Here is a 23173-nt window from a genome sequence, read left to right as displayed (position 1 = left end):
AGCCAGGGGGCCTAGCCATCGACTGAGCTGTCTGCTACAACCAGCCTCTTCGTTTGAACATGATGTACAACCCGATGCTCAGCGCCGCCATCAACCCGATCGCCGCCGGATACCCCCACACGAAGTGCAGTTCTGGCATGAAGTCGAAGTTCATGCCGTAGATGCCCGTCACCACGGTCGGTGCGAAGAAGATGGCCGCCCAGGCCGAGATCTTCTTGACCTCGTCGTTCTGATGGTTGCTCGTCTCGGCGAGCTTTTTCATGTCTTCGTTCTGACGCTGAGCGACCAATGTCGCGTTCACCGTCAGAATCTCGCGCAGAGTCTGCCGAAAGCCATCGACCTTGTCGTTCACGACCGAAACATGGTCGGCGACGTCACGGAACGCCCGCTTGAGTTCGAGCGTGCCTTCGACTTGGTCGAACTGGCTGCGCAGTGCTTCGAGCATCGCGCTGAGAGGAAGCGTGGCGCGCTGAAAGTCGAGCACTTCCTGTGAGAGTTCGTAGATTCGACGAGAGACCTTCGGGTCTCCTTCGAACACCTGAGCCTCGATCTGGTCGATGTCGGTCTCGAGCCCGGCCACGACCGGGGCGTACTGATCGACGACCGCGTCCATGATCGCGTACAGCACGGCGATCGGGCCGAGCGCGAGCAGATCGGGGTCGCCCTCCATGCGCCGGCGCACCACCGAGAGGTCGGGCGATTCGCTGTGCCGCACCGAGATCACGAAGTTGGGGCCGACGAAGAGGTGCAACTCGCCGAATTCGACTTCTTCACGATCATCCACGTACAGCGCAGAGCGCAACACCACGAAGAAGACCTCGGCATAACGCTCCAGTTTGGGGCGTTGGTGGGCGCCGACCGCGTCTTCAATGGCCAGCGGATGCAGGTCGAAGTCGTTCTCCATTTCGAGCAGTTCATCGGCGCTGGGCCGGTACAGGCCGATCCAGGCCATGCCGCCCGGCGTCTTGTTGAGCGCAGCGATGGCGGCCGCCGGACCGTCTGGCGACAGAACACGCTTGCCGTGAAGGTAGATGGCGTTGTCGACCATGCTGGAATGCGGCTCGTAGGGCTCGGCAGGCGTGTCGTCAGGTGCCGGAGTGATGGGGCGGCTGCTGGGGCGCACCTGAGTGATGCCCTTGATCATGCTCGAGAATCTCATGCTCTTCATGCCCCAGCGCTGCCTTCCTCTAGCCGAATCGCTCTCAGACTGCCATACTTCTTCAGGCACAAATCACGGCATCACACGTTCGCCATTCTCCCGCGTGGCGTTAACCGCTCGTTCAGGTTTCTCTGCTTGGGTTGTGCTTCAGAACCACCCGTCGTGCGCCAACTGCCGTTCGCCTTCTCGCCGGGAACCCTACCCGAAACGACAGACCTTCATGACCGCGACGTCGGCGCAGTATCCACGCCCTGACCACTTCGTTCTCCACTTCAGCGACACGCACTTCATCGGAACCGACGGGCCGCTCTACGGCAAAGTCGACGCCGAGGGTCATCTCGTCGAGATTCTCTCCGAGCTCGCGGCCTCCGGCGCCCGGCCCGAGGCCATCATCTTCACGGGCGACCTGGCAGACAAGGGCGACCCCAAGGCCTACGAGAAGCTGCGTGCGATGGTCGAGCCGGCCGCCGCCGCAATGGGCTCCCAAGTCATCTGGGTCATGGGCAACCACGACAACCGCGCCGCGTTCCGCGCGGGCCTGCTCGACCAGCTGCCGTCGATGAAGCCCGTCGACCGGGTCTACGACGTGAACGGCCTGCGCATCATCACGCTCGACTCCACGGTTCCGGGTTCGCACTACGGCGAGGTCACCCCCGAGCAGCTCGACTGGCTGGCCGAAGAACTCGCCAGCCCCGCCCCGCACGGCACCATTCTGGCCATGCACCACCCGCCCGTTCCCAGCGTGCTCGACCTCGCCGTGATGGTCGAGCTGCGTGACCAGGCCTCGCTGGCCGAGGTCATTCAGGGGTCGGATGTTCGGTCGATCATCGCCGGCCACCTGCACTACTCCTCCACCGCCATGTTCGCCGGTGTTCCCGTGTCGGTTGCGTCGGCCACGTGCTACACGCAAGACCTCAACGTTCCCGTCGGCGGCACGCTCGCCCGCGACGGCGCGCAGGCCTTCAACCTCGTGCACGTCTACGAGAACACCGTGCTGCACTCCGTCGTGCCCATCGGCCACTACGCGCAGGTCTCGTACACCGACGCCGCGGCCACCCAGAAGATTCTCGCCGACGCGAACGTCGTCATCGATCCCCCGGTCAATCCGCACGTGCCCGCCGAGCCTCCGCTGGTCATCCCGGTGTTGACGACCGCGACGCTCGCAGAGGTCTGACCACCCAGCTTCAGTTCTCCCAGGGGGCCTTGAACGGAAAGTACTGCTCGAGAAACGACTGCACGGTCGCGGTGCGTTCGTCGGCAGAGACCTCGGGGTAGCTGCCGTCGTTGAGGCAGAAGAAGTCGAACGAGCGCTTGCGCAGAATGCCCGGCAGCATGGCGAGGCCGGCACGAAGCGTCGTATCGACGTAACGAACGCGCGCATTCTCTTGCACCACCGCTCGCCCGGTCATCAGCGCGTAGTAGTGGTACAGCGAGTTCGTCACCGAGATGTCGGTGCTCGACCGAAAGCGGCTGGCCGAGGTGCGCTCGAAGTCGTCGGCGAATTCCATTTCGAGTTCGCTCATGATGCTGCGCCGAAGCGGCGCCGCCGTGTGCTCGAGGTGCCGCGTGATGATGCGGCCGAACTTCTCGAACAGCAGGCGCCGGTTCACACGCGCCGCGTTCTCGAACCCGCTGCGTTCGACCGCATTCTCGCCCAGCCCGATGCGGGTCGTCGCCTCGATGAACTTGGTGACGCCGCCGGAGCTGAAGAACATGTTCGGCTGCACCGGCCGCCCGAAGAACATGTCGTCGTTCGAGTAGAGAAAGTGCTCGCTGATGCCCGGAATGTGGTGCAGCTGGCTTTCGACGGCCTGCGAGTTGTGGGTCGGCAACACGGTGGGGTCGCTGAAGAAATCCTCGCTGCGCACGAAGGTGACCCGCGGATGATCGGCGAGCCACGAAGGCCGGGGCGAGTCGGTCGCCACGAAGATGCGCCGCACCCAGGGCGCGAAGGTATACACCGACCGCAAGGCGTACTTGAGTTCGTCGATCTGCCGGTAGCGGGCATCCGAGTCGTCACCGTCGCCCACCACCGAATCGGCCGCTTGGGCACGACGACGGCGCTGGTATTCGATGTCGTTGCCGTCGACCCACGAGAACACCATGTCGATGTCGAACACGACGTCGTTCGCCTGCACGTCGAACATTCCGCGCAGACTGTTCCACGTCACGCCGTACAGGTCGACCGTGCTCGCGATTGCCTCGGAGCGCGGCAGTTCACGACGAGTGAGCGAGTTCTCGACCGGGCAGATGATGACGTTGTCTTCGAAGCTCCACAGCTGCAGCTCGATTCCCGTCGACGAACCGTAGGTGAGCCCTCCGATGGGCGCGACCCGAGGCCGGTACAACCGGAAGATGCGCGCCTTGCGGTTCTCCGACAGCTCGCCGTCGCAGACCAGCACCGGGGGGCGCTTCTTGCCGTCGATGGTCTTCGAGTACATCGGTTCGTCGACGCAGGCGCGGGCGAGTGCACGTTCGAGCCGACGCCGGCGGGCGGCATCCACCACGACCACCGGGCGCTCGTCGTTGCCCCGAATGAGAAAGAACGGAATCGACGAAGCGATCAACGCACGACGAATGAACAGCAGATCGTCGACCATCGCCTCGTGCGGCGTGTGAGACGTGTTGACCAGCGCCAGCAGACCCTTGCGAACGATGACATCGCTTCGCCCGTGGCTCTTGGGCCACGATCGAGGGGAACCGAGCTTGCCCGAGACGACACCGAACAGCTCCTCGGGCGACTCGAGTTCGAGGGCCTCTTCGAGTGCGACGTTGTGCGTCGCTGCGCTGCCCGTGGCAGCAGTGCCGAAGGCGGCGGGCCCGAAGGCGGCGGTCAAGACAGCGCCCGTTCGAGCAGGCTGACCAGAGCCTCCAGTTGCACGCTGTCGCTCGAACCGATTTCGGCGTCTGAACCGTCGAGCGCTCGCGCGGCGAGGCCCTGTTTGCTGTCGATGAGTTCGGCGATCTTCGAGTCGATGGTCTGCGCGGCGATGATGCGCCAGGCGGTCACCGGCTCGGCCTGACCGATGCGGTGCACGCGGTCGATGGCCTGGGTCTGCTCGGCGGCCGTCCACGACAGCTCGGCGAGCACCACGTTCGACGCGGCCTGCAGGTTGAGCCCCACACCGGCCGCGGTCAGCGAGCACACCGCAACTGAGACATCCGGATCGTTGTTGAACGCGTCGATCTGCGCCTGTCGGAACGACGGCGTCTGGTCGCCCCGAATCGAGATGGTCTTGAGGTCTCGGCGCGCGAAGGCCTCTTCGGCCTGATCCATCACGTCGATGTGTTTGGCGAAGAACACCACCTTGCCCACCGAACGAGCGAGCTGAGCGGCGTAGTCGGCCGCGAGGCCGGCTTTCGCCTGGCCGATCTTGCGCACCATGGTGAAGACGTTCTCGCCGGTCGACGACGATTTCGACTCCTCGAGTTCGGCCTTCGCGACCAAGCGCATGAGCTCTTTGTTCGGCCCGTCGCTCGTGTCGTATCCACTGCCAAGGGCGCCGGATGCCGCACGGCGGTAGCGCGTGACGAGTCGTTTGCCGAGCTCGGCCTCGGCCTGCCGAATGGAACGCCCGAGGTCGTCATCGAGCTCGACCGGAAGGTCGACCACTCGTTTCGCCGGAAGGTCTGCCGCGACATCCACTTTCTTGCGGCGCACGATGCCCATGTCGATGACGGCCTCACGGGCCTCGGCGAAGAAGCCGAAGTCGGCGGGGGTGAGACCGGTGTCTTCGAGCTTGGCCATGAGCTCGGCGGTGGGTTTGTCGCCGTCGATCCAGCCGAGGAACTGCCAGATGGCTCGGAAGTCGTCAACATCGTTGATGAGCGGTGTTCCGGTGAGCGCCATCATGAGCGGGTCGCCGCCGGGAGCGTACTTGCGAATGCGGTCGGCCAGGGCGAGCACGTTCTTCGAGCGCTGCGACTGCAGGTTCTTGATGAAGTGCGCTTCATCGACCACCATGCCCTTGAACCCGAGCGTGCCGAGCCAGGCGAGATGCCGGTCGAGCACGTCGTAGTTCACGATCACCACGTCTGCGAAGGCGTCGAGATTGGCGCCGTCACCCTGGATGACCGTGGCCCGGCGCTGCGGGGTCCAGATCTCCACCTCGCGGGCCCAGTTCATCTTCACGACGTTCGGCACCACGGCCAGCAACGGGTACGAGTCGGAGACGGATGCGGCCAGCAGTGACTGCGCCGTCTTTCCGAGGCCGGGTTCATCCGCGAGCAAGAACGAGCGGTGCCCGGCAGCGACGGCTGCGATGAACCGCGCCTGGTGGTGCATGAGCTCATGACCGGGGGGCGAGATGCGGTCGATCTTCGGCGCGTCCGGCAGCTCCATGCTGGCGACGGTGCCGCCAGAGCCGTACTCGAACGCACGGTAGAGCGGGCCGAGCAGCTCCCAGCTCGACAGCCGGCCTCGCGACATCGGCTTCTGCGCGGTGGCGGCACTGAAGTCGGGCGCGAGGAACGGGTTCGCCAGCTGACGGGCCTTGACCGACTGCGGAACGACCTGGCGTTCGGAGAACAGCTCCGAAGCGAAGGGCGAGGTCGGCGCCGGGGCCGGGGCCTCTTCTTCGGCGACGTCGATGCCGGCATCCATCAGGTATTCACGGCGCAACCGCTGGGCGACGGGTGAGACGGCCGCGTCGCTCTCGAGCAGCGTGATCAGCGACGTATCGCGAGCGGCGGTCTGAGCCAGGATGCCCGCGATGCCGTCGAGCCGTTTGAGCTGTTCGGCGCGCTCGGCGTCACTGAGCTCGGCATCACCCTTGATGCGGGCCCGCTCTTCGCGCATGAGCAGCGCAACGACGAGAAACTTCGTACGATTCGAGGGAACGACCTTGCCGCGCTGGGCGGCCGCTTCGACCTCGCGCACCTTGCGCGCGAGAATCGGAATGAGGCCGGTGTTGTCTACCGTGCGAGTGGATCGGCGTACGCCTGATCGTGACATGCTCCTCCTGTGGAGTCTCAACGTAAATATCAACGCAAGAAATCACGGAGACTTCGTGGTCGAGCAACGCGGCGAGAATCAAAACATCACTAATCGAAGCTGTGTGATGAGCAGACCAGGCCACGGTCGACGCGAGAGCGGAATTTCCCCGTGCAGCTTCATTCTACCCGATGTACAAGGCGTGAACGACGCGTGACTCACTTGTCTTGCGGCACCGGAATCTTGATCAGCAAGCCAGACGCCACGAACACGATCGCCGCAGCGAGGTGAAAGGCGTACCAGACAGGCGGGTCGAAATGAAGCGGCACGACCGGGTTCCAGATGACCGCGATCGGCACCAGCCCGATGATCCACCACCACTGCTTCGCCTGCCACGCGAAGACGCAGATGATGAGGGCCAGAATGGCGATCGCGTACTGCAGAATCGTGAACCAGCCGGTGTCGATGACGGCGACCGCGGCGAGCAACGCGATGGCGCCCAGCAACCCCGGGGCGAGCGCCGTTCTGGTGTACGAGGGGTACCGCGAAACCGTCTTGCCGGTCTTGGGATCGCGCACCATCGGGTTGTTCTTGTTGCCGCCTGCTTGGCCTGCTCGCAGGGTGGAGGCCTGTGCCTTGGCGGCTTGATTGGCCTGCTGGCGCGCCCGCAGCGCAGCCTCTTGCTCACTCGTACGTTTGCTGCTGGCCATAGCCCTTAGCCTAGATCTATGCCTTCGCCTTTCGTAATCTCCGCAGCCGTCAGCGACGCCCTGAACGCCGGTTCGCCGGTCGTCGCGCTCGAATCCACCATCATTTCGCACGGTCTGCCGCGGCCGCGCAACCTCGAAGCCGCGCAGGAATTCGAAGAGATTCTGCTGTCGGCGGGTGTCACACCGGCCACGATCGCCGTACTCGACGGCGTACCGCAGATCGGACTCGACGCTGACGGCGTCGCGCGCATCGCCAACGAAGACATGGTCAAGGCCAGCGTGCGCGACCTGCCGATTCTCATGGCGAAGAAGGTCAGCGGGGCCACGACCGTCGCTGCCACCGCCTACCTCGCCGGCAAGGCAGGCGTGCGAGTTTTCGCCACGGGTGGCCTCGGCGGCGTGCACCGCGGTGCCAACGTCACCTTCGACGAGTCGGCCGACCTCAGCTCGCTCGCCATCGCCGGGGTCACGGTGGTCGCCGCCGGGGTGAAATCGGTGCTCGACATCGCCGGCACGCTCGAACGGCTCGAGACGCTCAGCGTTCCGGTGGTCGGCTACCGCACCACGAACTTTCCGAGCTTCTGGCTCACCGAATCGGGCGAGCAGATCGACTGGTCGGTCGACTCCCCCGCCGAGATCGCCGACGTGATGGCCAGTCAAGACCAGCTCGGCCACGGTCAGGGCATCATCGTGGCCAATCCTCTGCCGCCCGAGCTGCAGTGGGAGCCCGACGAGCACGACGCCGTGCTGCTCGAGGCGCTGGCAGAGGCGGATGCCCGGGGCATCCGCGGTAAGGCCGTGACACCGTTTCTGCTGTCGTACATCGTGGGGGCATCCGGTGGCCGCAGCCTCGAGGTGAACCTCGACATCGCCCGCAACAACGTTCGGCTCGCCGGCCAGATCGCGACAGCCTGGAGCGCACTCGCCTCGAACTCCGCGGCGCATCGTGCCTGACATGCCTGACGATTCTCGACCGCCCTCCGCGCCGCACCTGCCGGTGCGCGTCGTGGTGATCGGCGACATCTTCGACGACGTCATCGTCACGCCGTCGGGGCCGGTGCGCACCGACACCGACACCCTGGCCGCCATCGAGCGCCGCCCGGGCGGCTCCGCGGCCAACACGGCGGCCTGGCTCGGATCGCTCGGCACCCAAGTGGACTTCGTCGGCCGCACGAATCTCGTCGACACCGCGCGGCACGAGACTGCTCTGCGAAATTCGGGGGTCACTCCGCATCTGCTCGGTGAGAGCATCCTGCCCACCGGAACCATCGTGGTCATCGTCGAACGAGCCGTCGGCGCGAACGGCGAAGCCACCATCGACACCCGTACGATGCTCACCGAGCGCGGCGCGAACGCCCTCACCTCCCCCGACGACGTGACCGATTCGCTGCTGCGGGTCGCCACCCACCTGCACTTCACGGGGTACACGATCTTCAGCGGCCAGCCGCGCGACGGGTTCGTGCGCCTCATCGAACGGGCGCGGATGCACGACGTCACCGTCTCGATCGACCCCGCCTCTGCCGGGTTCATCGCCGACCACGGTGCGTCGGTCTTTCTCGACACGGTGAGCGGCGTCGACATTCTCTTTCCCAACTTCGACGAGGCCGTCGCGCTCACAGGGCTCACTCTCGCGCCCGGCGCGGCACCCGCAGAATCACCAGCGGCAACGGCGCTGCAGCTGGTGAATGCTCTGACCGAACACTTTCCGGTGGTCGCCCTTACTCTGGGCCGAGCCGGAGCCGTCGTCGCGGCCGGCGCTCCCGGTTCGCCGAACCCGATTCGGCACGTCGTCGAGTGCGTGCCGGTCGAGCCACGCGACACCACGGGTGCGGGCGATGCGTTCAACGCCGGCTTTCTCTCGGGCCTGTTCGAGGGAACCCACGCCGGTGACCACGCGCTCTCCCCCGGCGATGGGCTTTCGGCGCGTCTGCTGCGCGCGGCCACCCAGGGTGTGGAGGCCGCCGCCCGGGCGATCGAGAACGTCGGGGCGCGCCCGGTCGGGGTGAAGACGCACCACCACGGCCTTAATACGCCCTAGCCCCGACGGCGCACGTCCGCGCACCCCGACGGCGTCAGCCGACGACCGTCAACCGTCTGCCGACGCCCGCGGGCCCGTGTACCGCGCCTCGGGCCGGAGTCGCAACGCCGGCTGGGCGTACTCGTCGATGACGTGGGCGATCCACCCCGCGGTGCGCCCGACAGCGAACAGCAACTCACCCGCATCGCGTCGCAGGTCGGCTCCGACCACGAAAGCGCCCAACGCCAGGTCGAGGTTGATGACGCGCGGGCTGCGCAACGCCACGACGGCTTCGAGCCTGTCGACTGCCTCGACGACAGGCTCGAAGCCGGCGTGCCGGCGCATGGCCTGCAGCAGAAACCGGGCCCGCGGGTCGTGGGTGCGGTAGACGAGATGCCCGAACCCCGGAATCACCGGCGATTCCGCGAGCTGAGCCGCCAGCGCCCTTTCGGCGTTGCCTGTGCGAATCGTCTCGTCGATCATCTCGGCTGCCGCCACGCTCGCGGCACCGTGCATCGTGCTGTCGAAGCTGCACAGAGCCGCCGCGACGGCCGCATACGCATCGACCCGCGCCGACGCCGCCACCCGGGCCGCCATCGTCGAGATCGCCAGATCGTGTTCCATACACAGCACCAGCGTCGAATTCACCAGTCGAATGTCGGCGGCCGTCGGGGCGGCACACGAGAGTTTCGGCCACAGCCGTTCGGCGAGCGGCGCCGATCGCGGGGCAGGCTCGCCCCTGTCGCTGTCGCTATGTCTGTCTGTGAGCGCGTCGACCATGGTGGCGATCATCCGCCTGCCCGCGCTGCGAACGGCAGCCGGATGAACGTTCTGTCGGTTTTCGTCCCACGAACCGCAGACGGTCACCGCCATGCTCAGCTGATCGACCACGTGCGCAGAAGGCCCCAACGCTCGTGCGGCACGCCGCGCCGCCGACACCACCTCTCGCCGGCTGAGAAAGTCGTTCTCGCCATCACGGGGCGCTGCCGGTGTCTGCCCGAGAACCGAAGCCCGCCCGGATGCCGGAGCCCGCCAGAGAAACTCGACCGCCTGCTCGAACGTCAACCGACGAGCGAGCTGCCCGGCGGGACGGCCCCGAAAGTACAGCTCGTCGTTCTCGATCAACGCCAGCTCGGAGTCGAGCACCATGATCGGCCGGCCGGGTGCGCCTCTGCGTGCATCGCCGGCACCCGCCCTACGGCGTCGCCGTGCCGCGAAGGCCTCGACGTCGAGCGGGTCGAAAGTCGATCCGCCGTCTTCTGCTCGCTCGCCGACCAGCTGCCCCCGAGACACGTAGGCGTAGAGCGTTTCGAGCTTGACGTTCAGCCGGGACGCCACCTGCGCCGACGTCAACCGGGGCGCGCCTGATGCCGTCACGCGGTGTTGGGTAGTTGATTCGATCAACATAGATTTGCCTCGGATCAATGTCGGTGGTGTTCTACCGATAGACGATACCCACCCGCGCGAGGAGAAGAAAATGAAGTCTGCGCACCGGCTGAACAACACCCCCATCGAGGTTCCCCGCGGGCTCACGAACGTGGTGGTCACCGAGACTCGGCTCAGCGACGTTCGTGGCCAGGAGGGTTTTTACCACTACCGCCAGTACTCGGCCGTCGACCTCGCTCGCAGCCGGTCGGTCGAAGACGTATGGCACCTGCTGCTCGACGGCGACCTGCCGACCACCGATCAGCGTGCTTCCTTCGCCGCCGAGATCGCCTCAGCCTCACGACTGGGGCGGACCGTGAGCGACGCCCTGCCCCTGATCGCGGCCGCCACTACGCGCGCCGACAGCCTGGCTGGTCTGCGCGTGGCGATGGCACTACAGGGCGCGAGCGCCGGTCTGCGGCCGCTCTTGGACCTGACGCGCGAAGAGCGTCGGCGCGACCTCATCGGGCTCGCTGCTCTGGCTCCGACGGTGATCGCCGCCCAGCACCGCATACAACACGGGCACGCCCCCGTCGAGTCGCGCCCCGAGCTCGGCTACGTGGCGAACTACCTGTACATGCTCACGGGGCGGGTTGCATCCCCCGACGTGGTCGAGGCCCTTTCGGCTTACCTGGTCGCGGCGATCGACCACGGATTCAGCGCCTCGACCTTCACCTCGAGGGTCATCGCCTCGACGGGAGCCGACGCCGCATCCTGCCTTGTCGGGGCGCTCGGCGCGCTCTCGGGCCCGCTGCACGGCGGAGCACCGAGCCGCGCACTCGACACCCTCGACGAGATCGGCAGCACCGACAACATCGACACGTTCGTCATGAGCCGCTTGCAGGCCGGTGAACGGATCATGGGTTTCGGGCATCCGGTCTATCGCACCGAAGACCCGCGTTCCACGCTGCTCAAGCAGGTCGCACAGCGCTTCGGCGGTGCCCGCGTCGACTTCGCTGTCGCCGTCGAAGAGCGCATTCCGGTGCTGCTCGAGAAGTTCAAACCGGGTCGCCAGTTGCACACGAACCTCGAGTGGGACGCCGCGGTGGTGATGGAACTCTGCGGCCTGGATCGAGAGCTCTTCACCCCGACGTTCGCGGTCGCGCGCCTGCTCGGCTGGAGCGCGAACGTGCTCGAGCAGGCAGACGACAGCAAGATCATCCGGCCGTCGGCGCGCTACGTCGGCCCGGCCGCTCCTCAGCCGGTTCCGAGCGAAACGGATGCCCGCTCAGCTGCCTGAACGCAAGCGCGAGGTCTCGGGCGCGCTACTCCTGCTGCCGCAGCTCGGGCAACCGGATGGGCCGACTCTTCGGCGGGAGCCCGTACACGCGTTCGAGCGCAGGCTCGAGTTCCGAGAGCCACGCCTCGTAACCGAGGTCGTTCAGGTGCAGCTGATCCTCGGTGTATTCCGGGTTCAGTTCACCGTCGCGGGTTGCCAGAGCCGGCCACAGATCGAGGTAGTGCGTGCGCACGCTCGAGGCGAACTGCCAGATGTGCCGGTTGATCTCGCGGATCTCTTCGGCGAGCTCGGCACTTCGCGGCATGACCGACTCGAGCAGAATCTCGGCGTCGGGAAGCTCGGTGCGCAGGGTCGCGAGAATCGTCTCGATGTTCTGCACGATGTGCTCGACCGAGCGACGCTTGCCGAGGTCGTTCGTGCCGATCAGCAGTACGACCGTCGACGGCTGCAACGCCACGACATCGTCGAGTCGGGCCCGCACGTCATCGGTGGTGTCTCCGCCGACACCGAGGTTGTGTACCTCGTAGTCGCCGAACCATTCTTGCCACCTTCCGTGCTCGGTGAGCGAGTCGCCGAGAAAGACGAGAGTTGATTTTTCGGCCATGTGCGCCTCCAATAAAAGGGCTACGCGAGCATCCGGTGGATTGGCCAGTCTACCGGGCCTTATCGACGGTGTCAGGATGAGCGCCGCTCGGCGTGCTACCGGAGGCCGTTGCCGCGCCGATCTTACGGTCGGCCTCGATCCCGGCGGTCTGCGTGATGCGGTTGGCCATTCCCGGAAAGATGAAGCCGTGAAACGGCAGAATCGAGTACCAGTACAGTCGCCCGGCGAGCCCACGCGGAAAGAAGATCGCCCGCTGCGTGTACACCGAGCCGCCGCCCTCACGGGCTTCTACACCCATCTCGAGCCAGGCCGGCCCCGGCACCCGCATCTCGGCACGCAATCGCAGAAAACTGCCGCGCTTGATCTGTTCGACGCGCCAGAAGTCGAGCGCGTCGCCCGTGTGCAGGTGATCGGGATTGCGCCGGCCGCGGCGCAGCCCGACCCCGCCGACCACCTTGTCGGCCCAGCCGCGCACGGCCCAGGCGAGGGGGAAGGAGTACCAGCCGTTGTCACCGCCGATGCCTTCGATGACACGCCAGACGTCACCCGGGCGGGCATCCGTCTCGCGTACCTGCAGGTCGGTGTAAACGGTGTGACCGGCCCAGTCCGGGTCGCTCGGCAGCGTATCGGCCGGGGCGCCTTGAACATCGCTGTCTTGCCAGCTGGTCTCGACTTGACCCGAACGCATCTTCTCGAGAGCCAGTCGCACCGACCGCCGGTACCCGGTCAGCCCGCCGGCGGGGTCGGGGATGTACGCCCTGATGTCGTGCTCGCTCGCGACGCACTCGAACTGCAACGACTCGATGATGGGCACCGCAAGGCTGCGCGGAATCGGTGACACGAGGTTCACCCACTGTGAAGCGAGCCAGGGCGTGAAGACCGGCAATGACGCGATCGGTCGCTGGTTCAGCCCGGCCTCGACCGCGTAGCCGTTCATCATCTGCCCGTAGCGCAGCACATCGGGACCGCCGATGTCGAAGGTGCGATTCAACTGCACCTCGATGTCTGCCGCCTTGACCAGGTAGTACAGCACGTCTCGAATCGCGATGGGCTGAATGCGGTTGCGCACCCACTTGGGCGCAGGCATGTACGGCAGCACTTCGGTCAGGTGCCGGATCATCTCGAAACTCGTTGAGCCCGACCCGATGACCACACCGGCCTGCAGGGCGACCGTCGGCACGCCCGACTGCAACAGGATGCTGCCCACCGCGGTTCGCGACCGCAGGTGCCGCGACAACTCCACCCCTCGCGGGTGCAGGCCGCCCAGGTAGACGATGCGCTTGACCCCGCTGTGCAGCGCAACCGAGGCGACGTTCTTCGCGCTCGCCAGTTCGGTGCCGTCGAAGTTGCCCGAGCTGCCCATGGAGTGCACGAGGTAGTAGAGCACGTCGATGCCGTCGAAGGCGCCCTCGAGCGAGTCGCGGTCGCTGAGGTCGCCCTTCACGATCTGCACCCGGTCGGCCCAGGGCACGTCGGCGAGCTTCACGGGCGAACGAACCAGCACACGCACGGCAAAACCCGCGTCGAGCAGCCGCGGCACAAGCCGGCCCCCGACGTAGCCCGTCGCTCCGGTCACTAAGGCGGTTCGCTGGGTGCTTTCAGGTTGTGTGCTCACCTCATACAGGCTACGCCGCCGAGTCTTTTTCGGTGACCCTCGACAACACGACCCTCGTCTGCTTCACAGTTTCATGCGCTGGCCAACGTAGCGAGCAATGCTCATATACTGAGCGGGTGGGATGAATTCACGCAGGGGCGAATCGCAGAAAGGAGACCTCCACCATGGGAACCATGCCACCGAAACCGCCGACCGAGTGAGCTGGCACTGAAGCCTGGGCTGGCACTGAAGTCTGGGCTGGCACTGAAGTCTGGCGCGTTACCGCGGCCAGAACGGCTGTGCCCAGTACTTCTCGAAGTGCGACTCGTCGGGTGGAGGCGAGTCGCACGCCGTCGCATCGGTGACGGGCGCGGTGTCGCCGATCCAGCGGTCGATGTCGTGCGCCACGACGAACGGCGGCGCAGACTCGGCCGCGAACCACTCGGCGATGTGCACGAACGCCTGGCGCCTGGTGCTGGCGAGCAGCAGAACGTTGCCGAGCAGGGTTCCGCCGAGCATCCGCTCGTCGAGAACAACAGCGACATCGTCGAACACAGCGCGGAGGGCCGCCGCCTGACCGCGCGCATAGACGAACCCCGGGCCATCGAGCAGGTTCACGGCCACCACGGCGTCACCGGATGCCCGTTTGTGCACCGCGCGATAGAACTCCTCGCTCGCGACCCGCGCCGAGATCACCGCCCCCGCCCAGAGATCGACCACCGTCACGTCTGCGTCGCGCCAGCCATCCGCCCCGCCCGACTCCGCGATCTCGCGCGCATCGCCGTAGCGAATGTCGAGACCCGCAAACGGCAGCGCCCGCAGCATCGCCTCGCACAACGCACGTTCGCGCTCCACGACCACCTGCCGGGCTTCGGGCCGCGTGGTGGCCACATACCGCGCCAGCGTCAGCGCCCCCGCGCCGAGATGCGCCACGGCGAGCGGATGCCCGGCCGGTACCCACGCGTCGATCACTCGCCCGATGTGCCGAACGTAGTCGAACTCCAAGTGCACCGGGTCGCTCAGCGACACCTGCGACTGCGGTATGGCATCGACCCGGAGTTCGTACGTCTCACTCGCCTCATCGAGGCACTCGAGGGTCGCTACCGACGCACCCCGCTCACCCGACTCACCAGACGCACCCGACGCACCCGCCGCACCCGATTCACCCGCCCCTCGGTCGCCGAGCTCGAGGGTGAAAACGATTCGGCTCTCAGCCGAGGCCAGATGTGATGCCATGCCTGCAGCCTACACGAGCTGAGCAATACTCAGATCAGTGACTTCGTGTGCCACACCGTCTTGGTCTCTGTGAAGGCCGTGATCCGCTCGAGCGATGGCAGAGCGGCCGAGGCGCCACCCTCGGGTGCCAGCACGCGTTTGAGTGTCTCTGCCGCGGTGATCTGCAGATCGACCCAGTCGAGTTCTCCCGCGCCGGCCAGATCGAGCGCGTTCACATCGGCGTGCGAAGCAAGCCACGGCGCGATCTCGGCCGGCGAGCCGGTCAAGACGTTGACGACTCCGCCCGGCACGTCGCTTGTCGCGAGAACCTCGGCGAGGCTGATGGCCGAGAGCGGAAAACGCTGCGACGCGACGACCACGACCGCATTGCCCGAAACCAGCGCCGGCGCGATCACGCTCACCAGCCCGAGCAGCGACGAATTCTGCGGCGCGATGATCGCTACAACACCGGTCGGCTCCGGCACCGAGAGGTTGAAGAACGGCCCCGACACAGCGTTCGCGTTACCGGCGACCTGCACGTACTTGTCGGCCCAGCCGGCGTACCAGATCCACCGGTCGATGGCCTCGTCGACCTGCGCCGTCGCAACGGCGGACTTCACGCCCTCGACCGCGACGATCTCCTCCACGAACTGGGCACGGCGTCCTTCGAGCAGCTCGGCGATGCGGTAGAGCACCTGGCCGCGGTTGTAGCCGGTGGCCTTCGACCAGCCCGACACGGCTGCGCGGGCCGCCACGACGGCGTCGCGGGCATCCTTTCGCGAGGCCAGCGCCGCATTCGCCACGAACTCCCCCGACGCGTCGACGATCTCGTACACCCGACCGGATTCACTGCGCGGAAACTTTCCGCCGATGTAGAGCTTGTACGTCTTCAGCACTGCGAGCCGGCTCATCGCGCGACCTCCTTCGTTGCGGCTGCTTGCAGGTACGCCGCAAGCCCCTGCTTGCCGCCTTCACGCCCGTAACCGCTCTCTTTGTACCCACCGAACGGGCTCGCGGGGTCGAACTGGTTGAACGTGTTCGCCCAGATCACCCCCGCGCGCAGCTTGTCGGCGACCGCGAGAACCTTGCTGCCCTTGTCGCTCCAGATACCGGCCGACAGGCCATACGGCGTGTTGTTCGCCTTGGCAATCGCCTCGGCCGGAGTGCGGAACGTCAGCACCGACAACACGGGCCCGAAGATCTCGTCGCGCGCGATGCGCGAGCTGGTCGACACGTTGGTGAAGATGGTCGGCGCGAACCAGAACCCTTCCGTAGGCAGATCGCACGCGGGGCTCCAGCGCTCCGCACCTTCAGCTTCACCGATGTCGGAGAGCTGCCGGATGCGCTGCAGCTGTTCTGCCGAGTTGATGGCCCCCACGTCGGTGTTCTTATCCAGCGGATCACCCACCCGAAGCGTCTGCAGCCGCACCTTGAGCCGCTCCACCACCTCGTCGTGGATGTTCTCTTGCACCAGCAGCCGCGACCCGGCGCAGCAGACGTGCCCCTGGTTGAAGAAGATGCCGCGTACGATGCCCTCGACTGCCTGATCGATCGGCGCATCGTCGAAGACGATGTTCGCCCCCTTGCCGCCCAGCTCGAGCGTGAGCCGCTTCGAGGTTCCCGCGACCGAGCGAGCGATCTCGCGGCCGACTGCGGTCGAGCCCGTGAAAGCGACCTTGTTGACGTCGGGGTGATTGACCAGCGCACGGCCGGTCTCCCCGGCGCCCGTGACGATGTTGACGACGCCGGCGGGCAGCCCCGCCTGCTGCACGATCTCGGCGAACAGCAGCGCGGTGAGCGGCGTCGTCTCGGCCGGCTTCAAGACCACGGTGTTGCCGGCCGCCAGAGCGGGCGCGATCTTCCACGCCAGCATCAGCAGGGGAAAGTTCCACGGGATGACCTGTGCAGCCACGCCCAGCGCCCGCGGGTTCGCGCCGAGACCGGCGTAGTCGAGTTTGTCGGCCCACCCGGCGTAGTAGAAGAACCACGCGGCGACCAGCGGAACGTCGACGTCGCGGCTCTCTTTGATCGGCTTTCCGTTGTCGAGACTCTCGGCGACGGCGAGCTCGCGCGCCCTTTCTTGCACGAGACGGGCGATGCGGAACAGGTACTTTCCGCGCTCACGGCCCGAGAGTGTCGACCACGACTTCTCGTAGGCTCTGCGCGCCGCGGCGACCGCGACATCCACATCGCCCGTCGACGCCGAGGCGATCGTCGCGATGTGCTTCTCGGTGGCCGGTGAGATGGTCGAGAACGTGGGGTCGGAGCCCGCGACGAACTCGCCGTTGATGAAGAGCCCGTACTCCGACTGCAGGTTCAGCAGCGCGGTCGACTCCGGGGCGGGAGCATATTCCAGAAATGACATGTAACGGGTCTCTCAGTCGATGGTGACGTAGTCGGCGCCGGAGTAGTGGCCGGTGGCCAGCTTCTGGCGCTGCAGCAGAACGTCGTTGAGCAGGCTCGAGGCGCCGAATCGGAAGAGGTGCGGCTGCAACCACTCTTCACCGGCCGTCTCGGCGACGGCCACGGCGTACTTGATGGCGTCTTTTGAGGTGCGGATGCCGCCGGCCGGCTTCACGCCGATCTTCTCCCCCGTGAGCCGATACCAGTCGCGCACGACCTCGAGCATCAACACGGTGACGGGCAGCGTGGCCGCCGGCGCGACCTTACCCGTCGAGGTCTTGATGAAGTCGGCGCCGGCGAGAATGGCGAGCCAGGATGCCCGGCGCACGTTGTCGTAGGTAGTCAGTTCGCCGGTCTCGAGAATCACCTTGAGGTGGGCGAAGGTGCCGTCGGCGCGGCGGCAGGCCTCTTTCACGGCCACGATCTCGTCGAACACGAGACCGTACCGCCCCGACAGGAACGCGCCGCGGTCGATGACCATATCGATCTCGTCGGCGCCCGCTGCTACAGCATCTGCGGTGTCGGCCAGCTTCACGGCGAGTGATGCTCGTCCGCTCGGAAAGGCGGTTGCGACGGCTGCGACGTTGACGCCGCCTTCGATCGAGTCGCCATGAAAAGCGCCGAGTGCCTCGACCGCGTAGGGCACCATGTCGCCGTACACGCAGACGGCGGCAACCCGCGGGCAACTGGGGTCGCCCGCATCTGGCGTCAGACCCTTCGCAACGAGGGAACGTACCTTGCCGGGAGTGTCGGCACCCTCGAGAGTGGTGAGGTCTATCAACGAGATGATCGTATCGAGGGCCCAGGCCTTCGACGTGGTCTTGATGGAGCGGGTGCCGAGATCGGCCGCTCGGGCCTCGAGCCCGACGGCGTCGACGCCCGGAATGCCGTTCAGATAACGCTTCAAACTGGATTCGGTGAGGTCACCGCCCAGCACTTCGATGGCCCGCGGGGCCGAATTCACAACTCTGTCGATACTCACCGATCAAGTGTACGGCGCGTACCGCGATGCCACCCGTCTTCGAGCATCCTGGGCCGAGCCACGAACAGACCGGCCACGAGCACCACGGGTATCGTCGCGGTGAGAAAGATGAGCGGGCCCGTCCACGACCCCGAGTTCTGGTGCAAGATGCCGACGACGAGCGGGCCAGACGCCCCGATCAGATAGCCCAGACCCTGCATGAACCCGCTCAGAGCAACCGATCCGGCCTGAGTTCGCGTGCGCAGATTCACCAGCACCAGTGACAGCGGAAACAACAACGGGCCCAGTCCGCAGAGCGCCACCCAGAGCCAGGTCGCGACCGAAGGCACCAGCAGCAGCCCGAGGTCGCCCGCGATGTAGCAGACCACACCGAACCAGACGAGCAGACCGATGTTCTTCAACCGCACGGCGAGAACCGGAACGATCAGCGACATCGGTATTCCCACCGCGGCATACAACGCCAGCAGAGAGCCGGCCTGCGCCGCATCCACCCCCGCGCGGTCGGTCAGCAGCTCGGGCAGCCAGGCGAAGAAGGCGTACGCATTCAACGCGGTGAAGCCGAACATGATGGCGAGCGACCACGCCAACCCCGAGTGCCAGACCCGCCCGATCGCCGCCCCGTCGCGCGCCTTTCCAGCGCTCGCCTCCCCGTCGCCCGCCTGCCCATCGCCCGCCTGCCCGTCGCCCGCCTCTCCATCGCTCTGCGGCGCACTCGCGTCGATCCGGCCTGCCGTCGGATGCTCGGGATGCTCGCTGCGACGCCGCTCTCGAACGAACAACGTGACCCACGGCACCATGGCGGCGAGAGCAAAAACAGCCCAGAGCCCGACGGCGACCCGCCAGCCTGCCGCGTCTGTGACAGGAACGGCGACCAACGGCGGAAAGAGCGAGAACAGCGCCATCGCGGTCGCGTACAACGACGTGACAAGCCCGATTCGATCGGGAAAGTACTTCTTGACCAGCGGCGGAAGCAGCACGTTTCCGGTACCCATCGCACCGAACGTCACAATGCTGCTGACGACGAGCATGAGATACGAACCGGAGAACGCACGGCCGAGATCGCCGAGCACCATGACCACCAGAGCCACGATCACCAGCGATTCGAGTCGCAGCCGCCGTTGGAACAGCGGCGTCAGCAAGCCGAAGACGGCGAAACACAGTGGCGGCAGCGTGCCGAGTAGACCGATGCCGAGACTGCCGAGCGGAACATCCACCTCGATGGCCCCGAAAATGGGCGACAACGCCGAAACGGCCGTGCGGAGGTTGATCGCGACCAGCACGACACCGACGAGCGCAAGCGCGCGCCCGGCCCACAACGGTCTGCTGACCGCCGGGTGACCCGAGGTCACGCCAGGCGCTCTCTGACCTGCTTTACGTCGTCATTCATCTGTTCGATGAGAGGCTCGATGCCGGTGAATTTCACCATGCCCCGAATACGGTCGGCGAACGAGATGAGCACGTTGTGACCGTACAGGTCGATCGTCTCGTCGAGCACGAAGGCCTCGACCTGTTTGGGAGGCACTCCGTCGAATGTCGGGTTGCTGCCGACCGAGATGGCCGCCGGATAGCGCTTGTCACCGTCGGTGAGCCAGCCTGCGTAGACGCCATCCGCGGGAATCAGCCCCTCCGACCGCGGAGAGAGGTTCGCGGTGGGAAAACCGAGCTCTCGTCCGCGTTTTGCGCCGTGCACGACTTCGCCCTGCACCGCAGGTGGATGCCCGAGGAGTTCGGTCGCGCGTATGACGTCTCCCTCGGCCAGCAGTTCGCGGATCCACGTAGACGACACCCGGCGATCGGAACCGGGCTTCACATCGGCAATCAGGCGCGTCTCGAAACCGAAGCGGGCACCGAGTTCGCGCAACGTGTCGACGTTGCCGGCACCGGCGCGGCCGAATCGAAAGTCGCCGCCGATGAGAACGACCTTCGCGTGCAACCCCTCGACGAGAATGAGCTGCACGAACTCGAGGGGCGTCAGGTCGGCGAGGGCCTGGTCGAACGTCAGCATGAGTGTCGCATCGACGCCGGTCTGAGCGAGCAGGTCGAGCTTCTGCTCGTTGCCGACGAGCGCGATCGGCGCGCGCGAGGGATTCAGCAGACGCGCCGGGTGACGGTCGAAGGTGACGACGGTCGCTACCAAGCCGTCCGTGTGTGCGACCGAGAGCAGCTCGGCAATGACGGCCCGGTGGCCCTCGTGCACGCCGTCGAACTTTCCGACCGTGACGGCAGACGGCCCGAAGTCAGCCGGAATCTCGGAAACCGAGGTGAATACCTTCACGCCGCACCACCGGCCACTGCGCCGGTTCTCACCGGTCTGTTCTTCGAAAGCCAGATCATGCCGAGCACGGGAAGCACCAGGGGAACGAATCCGTAGCCGATTCCGTAGATCGACCACACCGTCGCGTGCGCAAACAGCTCCGGCTGCACGATGCTGAGGGTGCCGACAACCAGCACGCCCAGCATCTCGAACGAAATCGTGACCCACGCGATTCGGTACCAGACCACACCGTGCGCCACGAGCGCGATGGTTGCGACGATGTATACCACCGCCGACACCGCCGAAAGCGTATAGGCCACCGGAGCGTCGTTGAACTGTTCGGTGATCTGCACCAGCGAACGACCGAAAGCGCCCAGCGCCAGAATCGCGTACACCACCACCAGCACGCGGCCGACCCCCGCGACGCGAGGGCGCACGATCGCGCCTGCGGGTGATGCCTCACCGGCAGCGTTCGGCTGGCCAGCAGGGCGTGGTTCGCCGGAGGGCGACGAGGCGGGGGTGTCAGTGGTCGATGGCATGGCACTGTCGAGTTTAGACGCTCGGCCGGGGTCGGCTCTTCGGGCGGGGTCAGACGTTTGGCCGGGGTCAGCCATTTGGGGAGACCCAGATTTCATTCATGCGGAACACCATCACGGCGATGGCAAGACAGGCGACCCCGAGAACCACCGTGCTCCAGCGCGACCGGTCGATCAGCGCCCAGAAGGCCGCCGCGGCGGGCAGCAGCAGCGCAGAGACCATGTAGACCCAGAAGGTCAGCACGTCACCTCTCGGCGGGTTGCCGGCCGCCGGTGAGACGAGCGCGATCACGAACTGCACAACGAGCAGAAGCTCGACCAGCGCAGTTGCGCCGAGTGTGTAGTCGTTCGGCGCCCGGCGGGCGAATCCTGAGACCAGGCAGAACACGCCGGCGAGCAGCGCCACCGCGATCTGCACGTACGAGAACCAGTCGATCATGCGGCACCTGTCTCATCGGCCGGAAAGTTCACCAGCACCTTCGTGAGGCCGTTACGCACTTCGAACAGGCCGATCAGGTCTGCCTCGGGGTCGACGGCGGCGAACGTGGTGCCGGCGGCGCCGTCGAACGGTATCTTCTTGCCGTTGCGCAGATCCGCCGCCTGCGCGGCGTCCAGTAGAGCGACGCTGAACAGTTCTGCGGCGACCTGGGCCGGGGGCAGCAGGTCGTTCTGCGGGTCGAGATGCTCGAGCTCGTGTGCGCGGTCGAGGCCGAACGGACCGATGCGGGTGCGCCGCAGCGCCGTCAAATGCCCGCCCACGTCGAGCGCTTCGCCGAGATCACGGGCGATGGCACGGATGTACGTTCCCGACGAGCACGTCACGCGCACATCGAGGTCGAGCACCGGCGACTCGCCGTCGAGCCCGGGGCGGGTGGCGAGCAGGTCGATGGCGGCGATGGTGACCGGCCGTGCCTTCAACACGACCTCTTCACCCTCACGAACCCGGGCGTAAGCCCGTTTGCCGTCGACTTTGATGGCGCTGACAGAGCTCGGCCGCTGAAGCACATCGCCGGTGAGCTGCGCCAAGGCGGCTTCGACGGCGGCGTGCTGCAGAGCATCCACCACTCCCGCCTCAGCGCGCACGGTGATCTCGCCCTCGGCGTCGTCGGTGGTCGTTGCAGCCCCGAGCCGAATGGTGGCGTCGTACTGCTTGTCGAGACCCACCACATAGGTGAGCAGACGGGTCGAGCTGTTCAGGCCGAGGATGAGCAGGCCGGTGGCCATGGGATCCAGGGTTCCGGCGTGGCCGACCTTTCGCGTGCCGGCCGCGCGACGAGTGCGTGCCACCACGTCGTGGCTGGTCAGCCCTCGTGGCTTGTCGAGAAGCAGAATGCCGCTGGTGCGGCCCGAAGATGTCACCTGCCAACGCTAACAGCCCGCAGCGCTTCGCCCCGCGTCGGCCTCGCTCGGCGTCAGCAGCGGTCGGCGAACAACCGCTTCGGCGGGGCCCCGTCGGCGGTCGTGGTGTCTCCGGGCGACGCGATGGCGCTGGCGAGCATCCGCGGACCCACCTGAGTCTCGTAGAGCGCAGCTGCGCCCGCCTCCTGCGCGTCGAGGCCCGCGGCGGTCGGGTCGGCGGGAGTTTCGAGATACACCGTGAAGTTGGCGTTGCCGCGAATCTCGGGACGCTGCAGAAACGGTCCGTCGACGAGCAATATCGCGTCTTGACCCGCCGTCACCCAGCGCGTCTCGCGCGGCACATCACGAGCGGCGTCGAAGTACGCCGTACTGAAGCCGGCGCTGCCGCCCATGCGGAACGGCTGAACGAGTACGCGCAGAAACGCAGAATAGTCGAACCAGTCGGAGTAATACGCCTCGGCCGACGAGTCGCCGCGGGGTGCGCGCACGGCGCGGGGCTTCAAGAAGTCGCCCATCGAGGCCCGAAACACAACGTGCCCACTCTCTCGCAGGGCGACCGCGAGGTCGTTGCCGAATGCGGCCCCGCCCGACACGCCATCGATCGCGACCAGCACCCGCCCCTTGGCGTAATTGTGCAGAATCTCGTTCGCCAGGGCGTCGAAGAATTCACTGCGGGGCGTCGGTGGGTAGACCATTGTTCCAGTCTACGAGCGCTACAGTCCGCGGGGTCGTGCCCTGGCAT

The 23173-nt window shown here is 66.3% G+C and carries 21 protein-coding genes; 4 read left to right on the top strand and 17 right to left on the bottom strand.

The genetic code is table 11. From position 1 onward, the window contains the following. Window positions 1-34: 34 nt before the first annotated feature. A complete protein-coding gene (locus tag LQ955_RS04890) occupies window positions 35-1168 on the bottom strand; it encodes a magnesium and cobalt transport protein CorA (RefSeq protein ID WP_390623441.1) in 1134 nt (377 codons plus the stop codon). A gap of 211 nt (window positions 1169-1379) precedes the next feature. Here LQ955_RS04890 and LQ955_RS04885 point away from each other — a divergent pair, with 211 nt between their 5' ends. Further along, window positions 1380-2333: a phosphodiesterase gene (locus LQ955_RS04885; RefSeq protein ID WP_231027082.1), complete on the top strand. Its 954-nt coding sequence runs from the start codon at window positions 1380-1382 to the stop codon at window positions 2331-2333. Between the two features lie 10 nt (window positions 2334-2343). On the opposite strand, the gene LQ955_RS04880 is transcribed toward LQ955_RS04885, so the two are convergent. The 3 genes from LQ955_RS04880 to LQ955_RS04870 form a co-directional block, all read right to left on the bottom strand. After that, window positions 2344-3888, bottom strand: coding sequence for a stealth family protein (locus LQ955_RS04880; RefSeq protein ID WP_231028046.1), 1545 nt, complete (start codon window positions 3886-3888; stop codon window positions 2344-2346). Window positions 3889-3992: 104 nt separating this feature from the next. Further along, entirely contained in the window at window positions 3993-6113 is a 2121-nt protein-coding gene (locus LQ955_RS04875; RefSeq protein ID WP_231027081.1) for a DEAD/DEAH box helicase, read from the bottom strand. Between the two features lie 197 nt (window positions 6114-6310). Further along, window positions 6311-6802, bottom strand: a complete 492-nt coding sequence (locus LQ955_RS04870) for a DUF6804 family protein (RefSeq protein WP_231027080.1) — start codon at window positions 6800-6802, stop codon at window positions 6311-6313. Between the two features lie 18 nt (window positions 6803-6820). On the opposite strand from LQ955_RS04870, the gene LQ955_RS04865 reads away from it, so the two are divergent. Both LQ955_RS04865 and LQ955_RS04860 read left to right on the top strand, forming a co-directional pair. Next, window positions 6821-7756, top strand: coding sequence for a pseudouridine-5'-phosphate glycosidase (locus LQ955_RS04865; protein ID WP_231027079.1), 936 nt, complete (start codon window positions 6821-6823; stop codon window positions 7754-7756). Window position 7757: 1 nt separating this feature from the next. After that, on the top strand, window positions 7758-8840 hold the full coding sequence (locus LQ955_RS04860) for a carbohydrate kinase family protein (RefSeq protein WP_231027078.1): 1083 nt from the start codon (window positions 7758-7760) through the stop codon (window positions 8838-8840). Window positions 8841-8888: 48 nt separating this feature from the next. Here LQ955_RS04860 and LQ955_RS04855 read toward each other — a convergent pair whose 3' ends face one another. After that, window positions 8889-10196 carry a citrate/2-methylcitrate synthase gene (locus LQ955_RS04855; RefSeq protein ID WP_231027077.1) on the bottom strand — a complete coding sequence of 436 codons (1308 nt, stop codon included), beginning with the start codon at window positions 10194-10196 and terminating at the stop codon, window positions 8889-8891. 100 nt (window positions 10197-10296) lie between these two features. Here LQ955_RS04855 and LQ955_RS04850 point away from each other — a divergent pair, with 100 nt between their 5' ends. After that, complete coding sequence (locus LQ955_RS04850) at window positions 10297-11484, top strand: citrate/2-methylcitrate synthase (RefSeq protein ID WP_231027076.1); 1188 nt, start codon at window positions 10297-10299, stop codon at window positions 11482-11484. 25 nt (window positions 11485-11509) lie between these two features. Here LQ955_RS04850 and LQ955_RS04845 read toward each other — a convergent pair whose 3' ends face one another. The 12 genes from LQ955_RS04845 to LQ955_RS04790 all read right to left on the bottom strand — a co-directional run bounded on the left by LQ955_RS04845 (window position 11510) and on the right by LQ955_RS04790 (window position 23126). Continuing rightward, on the bottom strand, window positions 11510-12088 hold the full coding sequence (locus LQ955_RS04845; RefSeq protein ID WP_231027075.1) for an SGNH/GDSL hydrolase family protein: 579 nt from the start codon (window positions 12086-12088) through the stop codon (window positions 11510-11512). Window positions 12089-12137: 49 nt separating this feature from the next. Further along, window positions 12138-13703: an SDR family oxidoreductase gene (locus tag LQ955_RS04840; protein ID WP_231027074.1), complete on the bottom strand. Its 1566-nt coding sequence runs from the start codon at window positions 13701-13703 to the stop codon at window positions 12138-12140. Between the two features lie 258 nt (window positions 13704-13961). Continuing rightward, window positions 13962-14918, bottom strand: a complete 957-nt coding sequence (locus LQ955_RS04835; RefSeq protein WP_231027073.1) for a spermidine synthase — start codon at window positions 14916-14918, stop codon at window positions 13962-13964. 29 nt (window positions 14919-14947) lie between these two features. Next, complete coding sequence (locus LQ955_RS04830) at window positions 14948-15808, bottom strand: aldehyde dehydrogenase family protein (RefSeq protein WP_231027072.1); 861 nt, start codon at window positions 15806-15808, stop codon at window positions 14948-14950. Then, window positions 15805-17262 (bottom strand): aldehyde dehydrogenase family protein, encoded by a 1458-nt coding sequence (locus LQ955_RS04825; protein ID WP_231027071.1) that lies wholly within the window; start codon window positions 17260-17262, stop codon window positions 15805-15807. Before LQ955_RS04825 ends, LQ955_RS04830 begins: the two co-directional genes overlap by 4 nt. 12 nt (window positions 17263-17274) lie before the next feature. Beyond that, on the bottom strand, window positions 17275-18282 hold the full coding sequence (gene deoC / locus LQ955_RS04820) for a deoxyribose-phosphate aldolase (protein ID WP_231027070.1): 1008 nt from the start codon (window positions 18280-18282) through the stop codon (window positions 17275-17277). After that, a complete protein-coding gene (locus LQ955_RS04815; RefSeq protein WP_231027069.1) occupies window positions 18279-19631 on the bottom strand; it encodes an MFS transporter in 1353 nt (450 codons plus the stop codon). The genes deoC and LQ955_RS04815 overlap by 4 nt, the downstream gene beginning before the upstream one ends. After that, window positions 19628-20557: a bifunctional riboflavin kinase/FAD synthetase gene (locus LQ955_RS04810; protein ID WP_231027068.1), complete on the bottom strand. Its 930-nt coding sequence runs from the start codon at window positions 20555-20557 to the stop codon at window positions 19628-19630. The genes LQ955_RS04815 and LQ955_RS04810 overlap by 4 nt, the downstream gene beginning before the upstream one ends. Further along, window positions 20554-21075 (bottom strand): hypothetical protein, encoded by a 522-nt coding sequence (locus LQ955_RS04805; RefSeq protein ID WP_313788384.1) that lies wholly within the window; start codon window positions 21073-21075, stop codon window positions 20554-20556. The genes LQ955_RS04810 and LQ955_RS04805 overlap by 4 nt, the downstream gene beginning before the upstream one ends. Window positions 21076-21142: 67 nt before the next feature. After that, window positions 21143-21511: a hypothetical protein gene (locus LQ955_RS04800; RefSeq protein ID WP_231027067.1), complete on the bottom strand. Its 369-nt coding sequence runs from the start codon at window positions 21509-21511 to the stop codon at window positions 21143-21145. Further along, window positions 21508-22431: a tRNA pseudouridine(55) synthase TruB gene (gene truB, locus LQ955_RS04795; RefSeq protein WP_231027066.1), complete on the bottom strand. Its 924-nt coding sequence runs from the start codon at window positions 22429-22431 to the stop codon at window positions 21508-21510. The genes LQ955_RS04800 and truB overlap by 4 nt, the downstream gene beginning before the upstream one ends. 53 nt (window positions 22432-22484) lie before the next feature. After that, entirely contained in the window at window positions 22485-23126 is a 642-nt protein-coding gene (locus tag LQ955_RS04790) for a nucleoside/nucleotide kinase family protein (protein ID WP_231027065.1), read from the bottom strand. Window positions 23127-23173 lie beyond the last annotated feature (47 nt).

Origin of the sequence: Subtercola endophyticus, from assembly GCF_021044565.1 — a bacterium.
Taxonomy (GTDB): domain Bacteria; phylum Actinomycetota; class Actinomycetes; order Actinomycetales; family Microbacteriaceae; genus Subtercola; species Subtercola endophyticus.
The sequence above is the reverse complement of the archived record's forward strand: the minus strand, read 5'-3'. Positions and strand labels throughout refer to the sequence as shown.

Bases quoted from the DNA above. Each gene is read 5' to 3' on its own strand.
- LQ955_RS04845 (WP_231027075.1), bottom strand. From the start codon at position 12,088: ATGGCCGAAAAATCAACTCTCGTCTTTCTCGGCGACTCGCTCACCGAG.
- LQ955_RS04850 (WP_231027076.1), top strand. From the start codon at position 10,297: ATGAAGTCTGCGCACCGGCTGAACAACACCCCCATCGAGGTTCCCCGC.
- LQ955_RS04830 (WP_231027072.1), bottom strand. From the start codon at position 15,808: ATGAGCCGGCTCGCAGTGCTGAAGACGTACAAGCTCTACATCGGCGGA.
- LQ955_RS04890 (WP_390623441.1), bottom strand. From the start codon at position 1,168: ATGAAGAGCATGAGATTCTCGAGCATGATCAAGGGCATCACTCAGGTG.
- LQ955_RS04790 (WP_231027065.1), bottom strand. From the start codon at position 23,126: ATGGTCTACCCACCGACGCCCCGCAGTGAATTCTTCGACGCCCTGGCG.
- LQ955_RS04885 (WP_231027082.1), top strand. From the start codon at position 1,380: ATGACCGCGACGTCGGCGCAGTATCCACGCCCTGACCACTTCGTTCTC.
- LQ955_RS04860 (WP_231027078.1), top strand. From the start codon at position 7,758: ATGCCTGACGATTCTCGACCGCCCTCCGCGCCGCACCTGCCGGTGCGC.
- LQ955_RS04875 (WP_231027081.1), bottom strand. From the start codon at position 6,113: ATGTCACGATCAGGCGTACGCCGATCCACTCGCACGGTAGACAACACC.
- LQ955_RS04825 (WP_231027071.1), bottom strand. From the start codon at position 17,262: ATGTCATTTCTGGAATATGCTCCCGCCCCGGAGTCGACCGCGCTGCTG.
- LQ955_RS04835 (WP_231027073.1), bottom strand. From the start codon at position 14,918: ATGGCATCACATCTGGCCTCGGCTGAGAGCCGAATCGTTTTCACCCTC.
- LQ955_RS04805 (WP_313788384.1), bottom strand. From the start codon at position 21,075: ATGCCATCGACCACTGACACCCCCGCCTCGTCGCCCTCCGGCGAACCA.
- LQ955_RS04865 (WP_231027079.1), top strand. From the start codon at position 6,821: ATGCCTTCGCCTTTCGTAATCTCCGCAGCCGTCAGCGACGCCCTGAAC.
- LQ955_RS04870 (WP_231027080.1), bottom strand. From the start codon at position 6,802: ATGGCCAGCAGCAAACGTACGAGTGAGCAAGAGGCTGCGCTGCGGGCG.
- LQ955_RS04800 (WP_231027067.1), bottom strand. From the start codon at position 21,511: ATGATCGACTGGTTCTCGTACGTGCAGATCGCGGTGGCGCTGCTCGCC.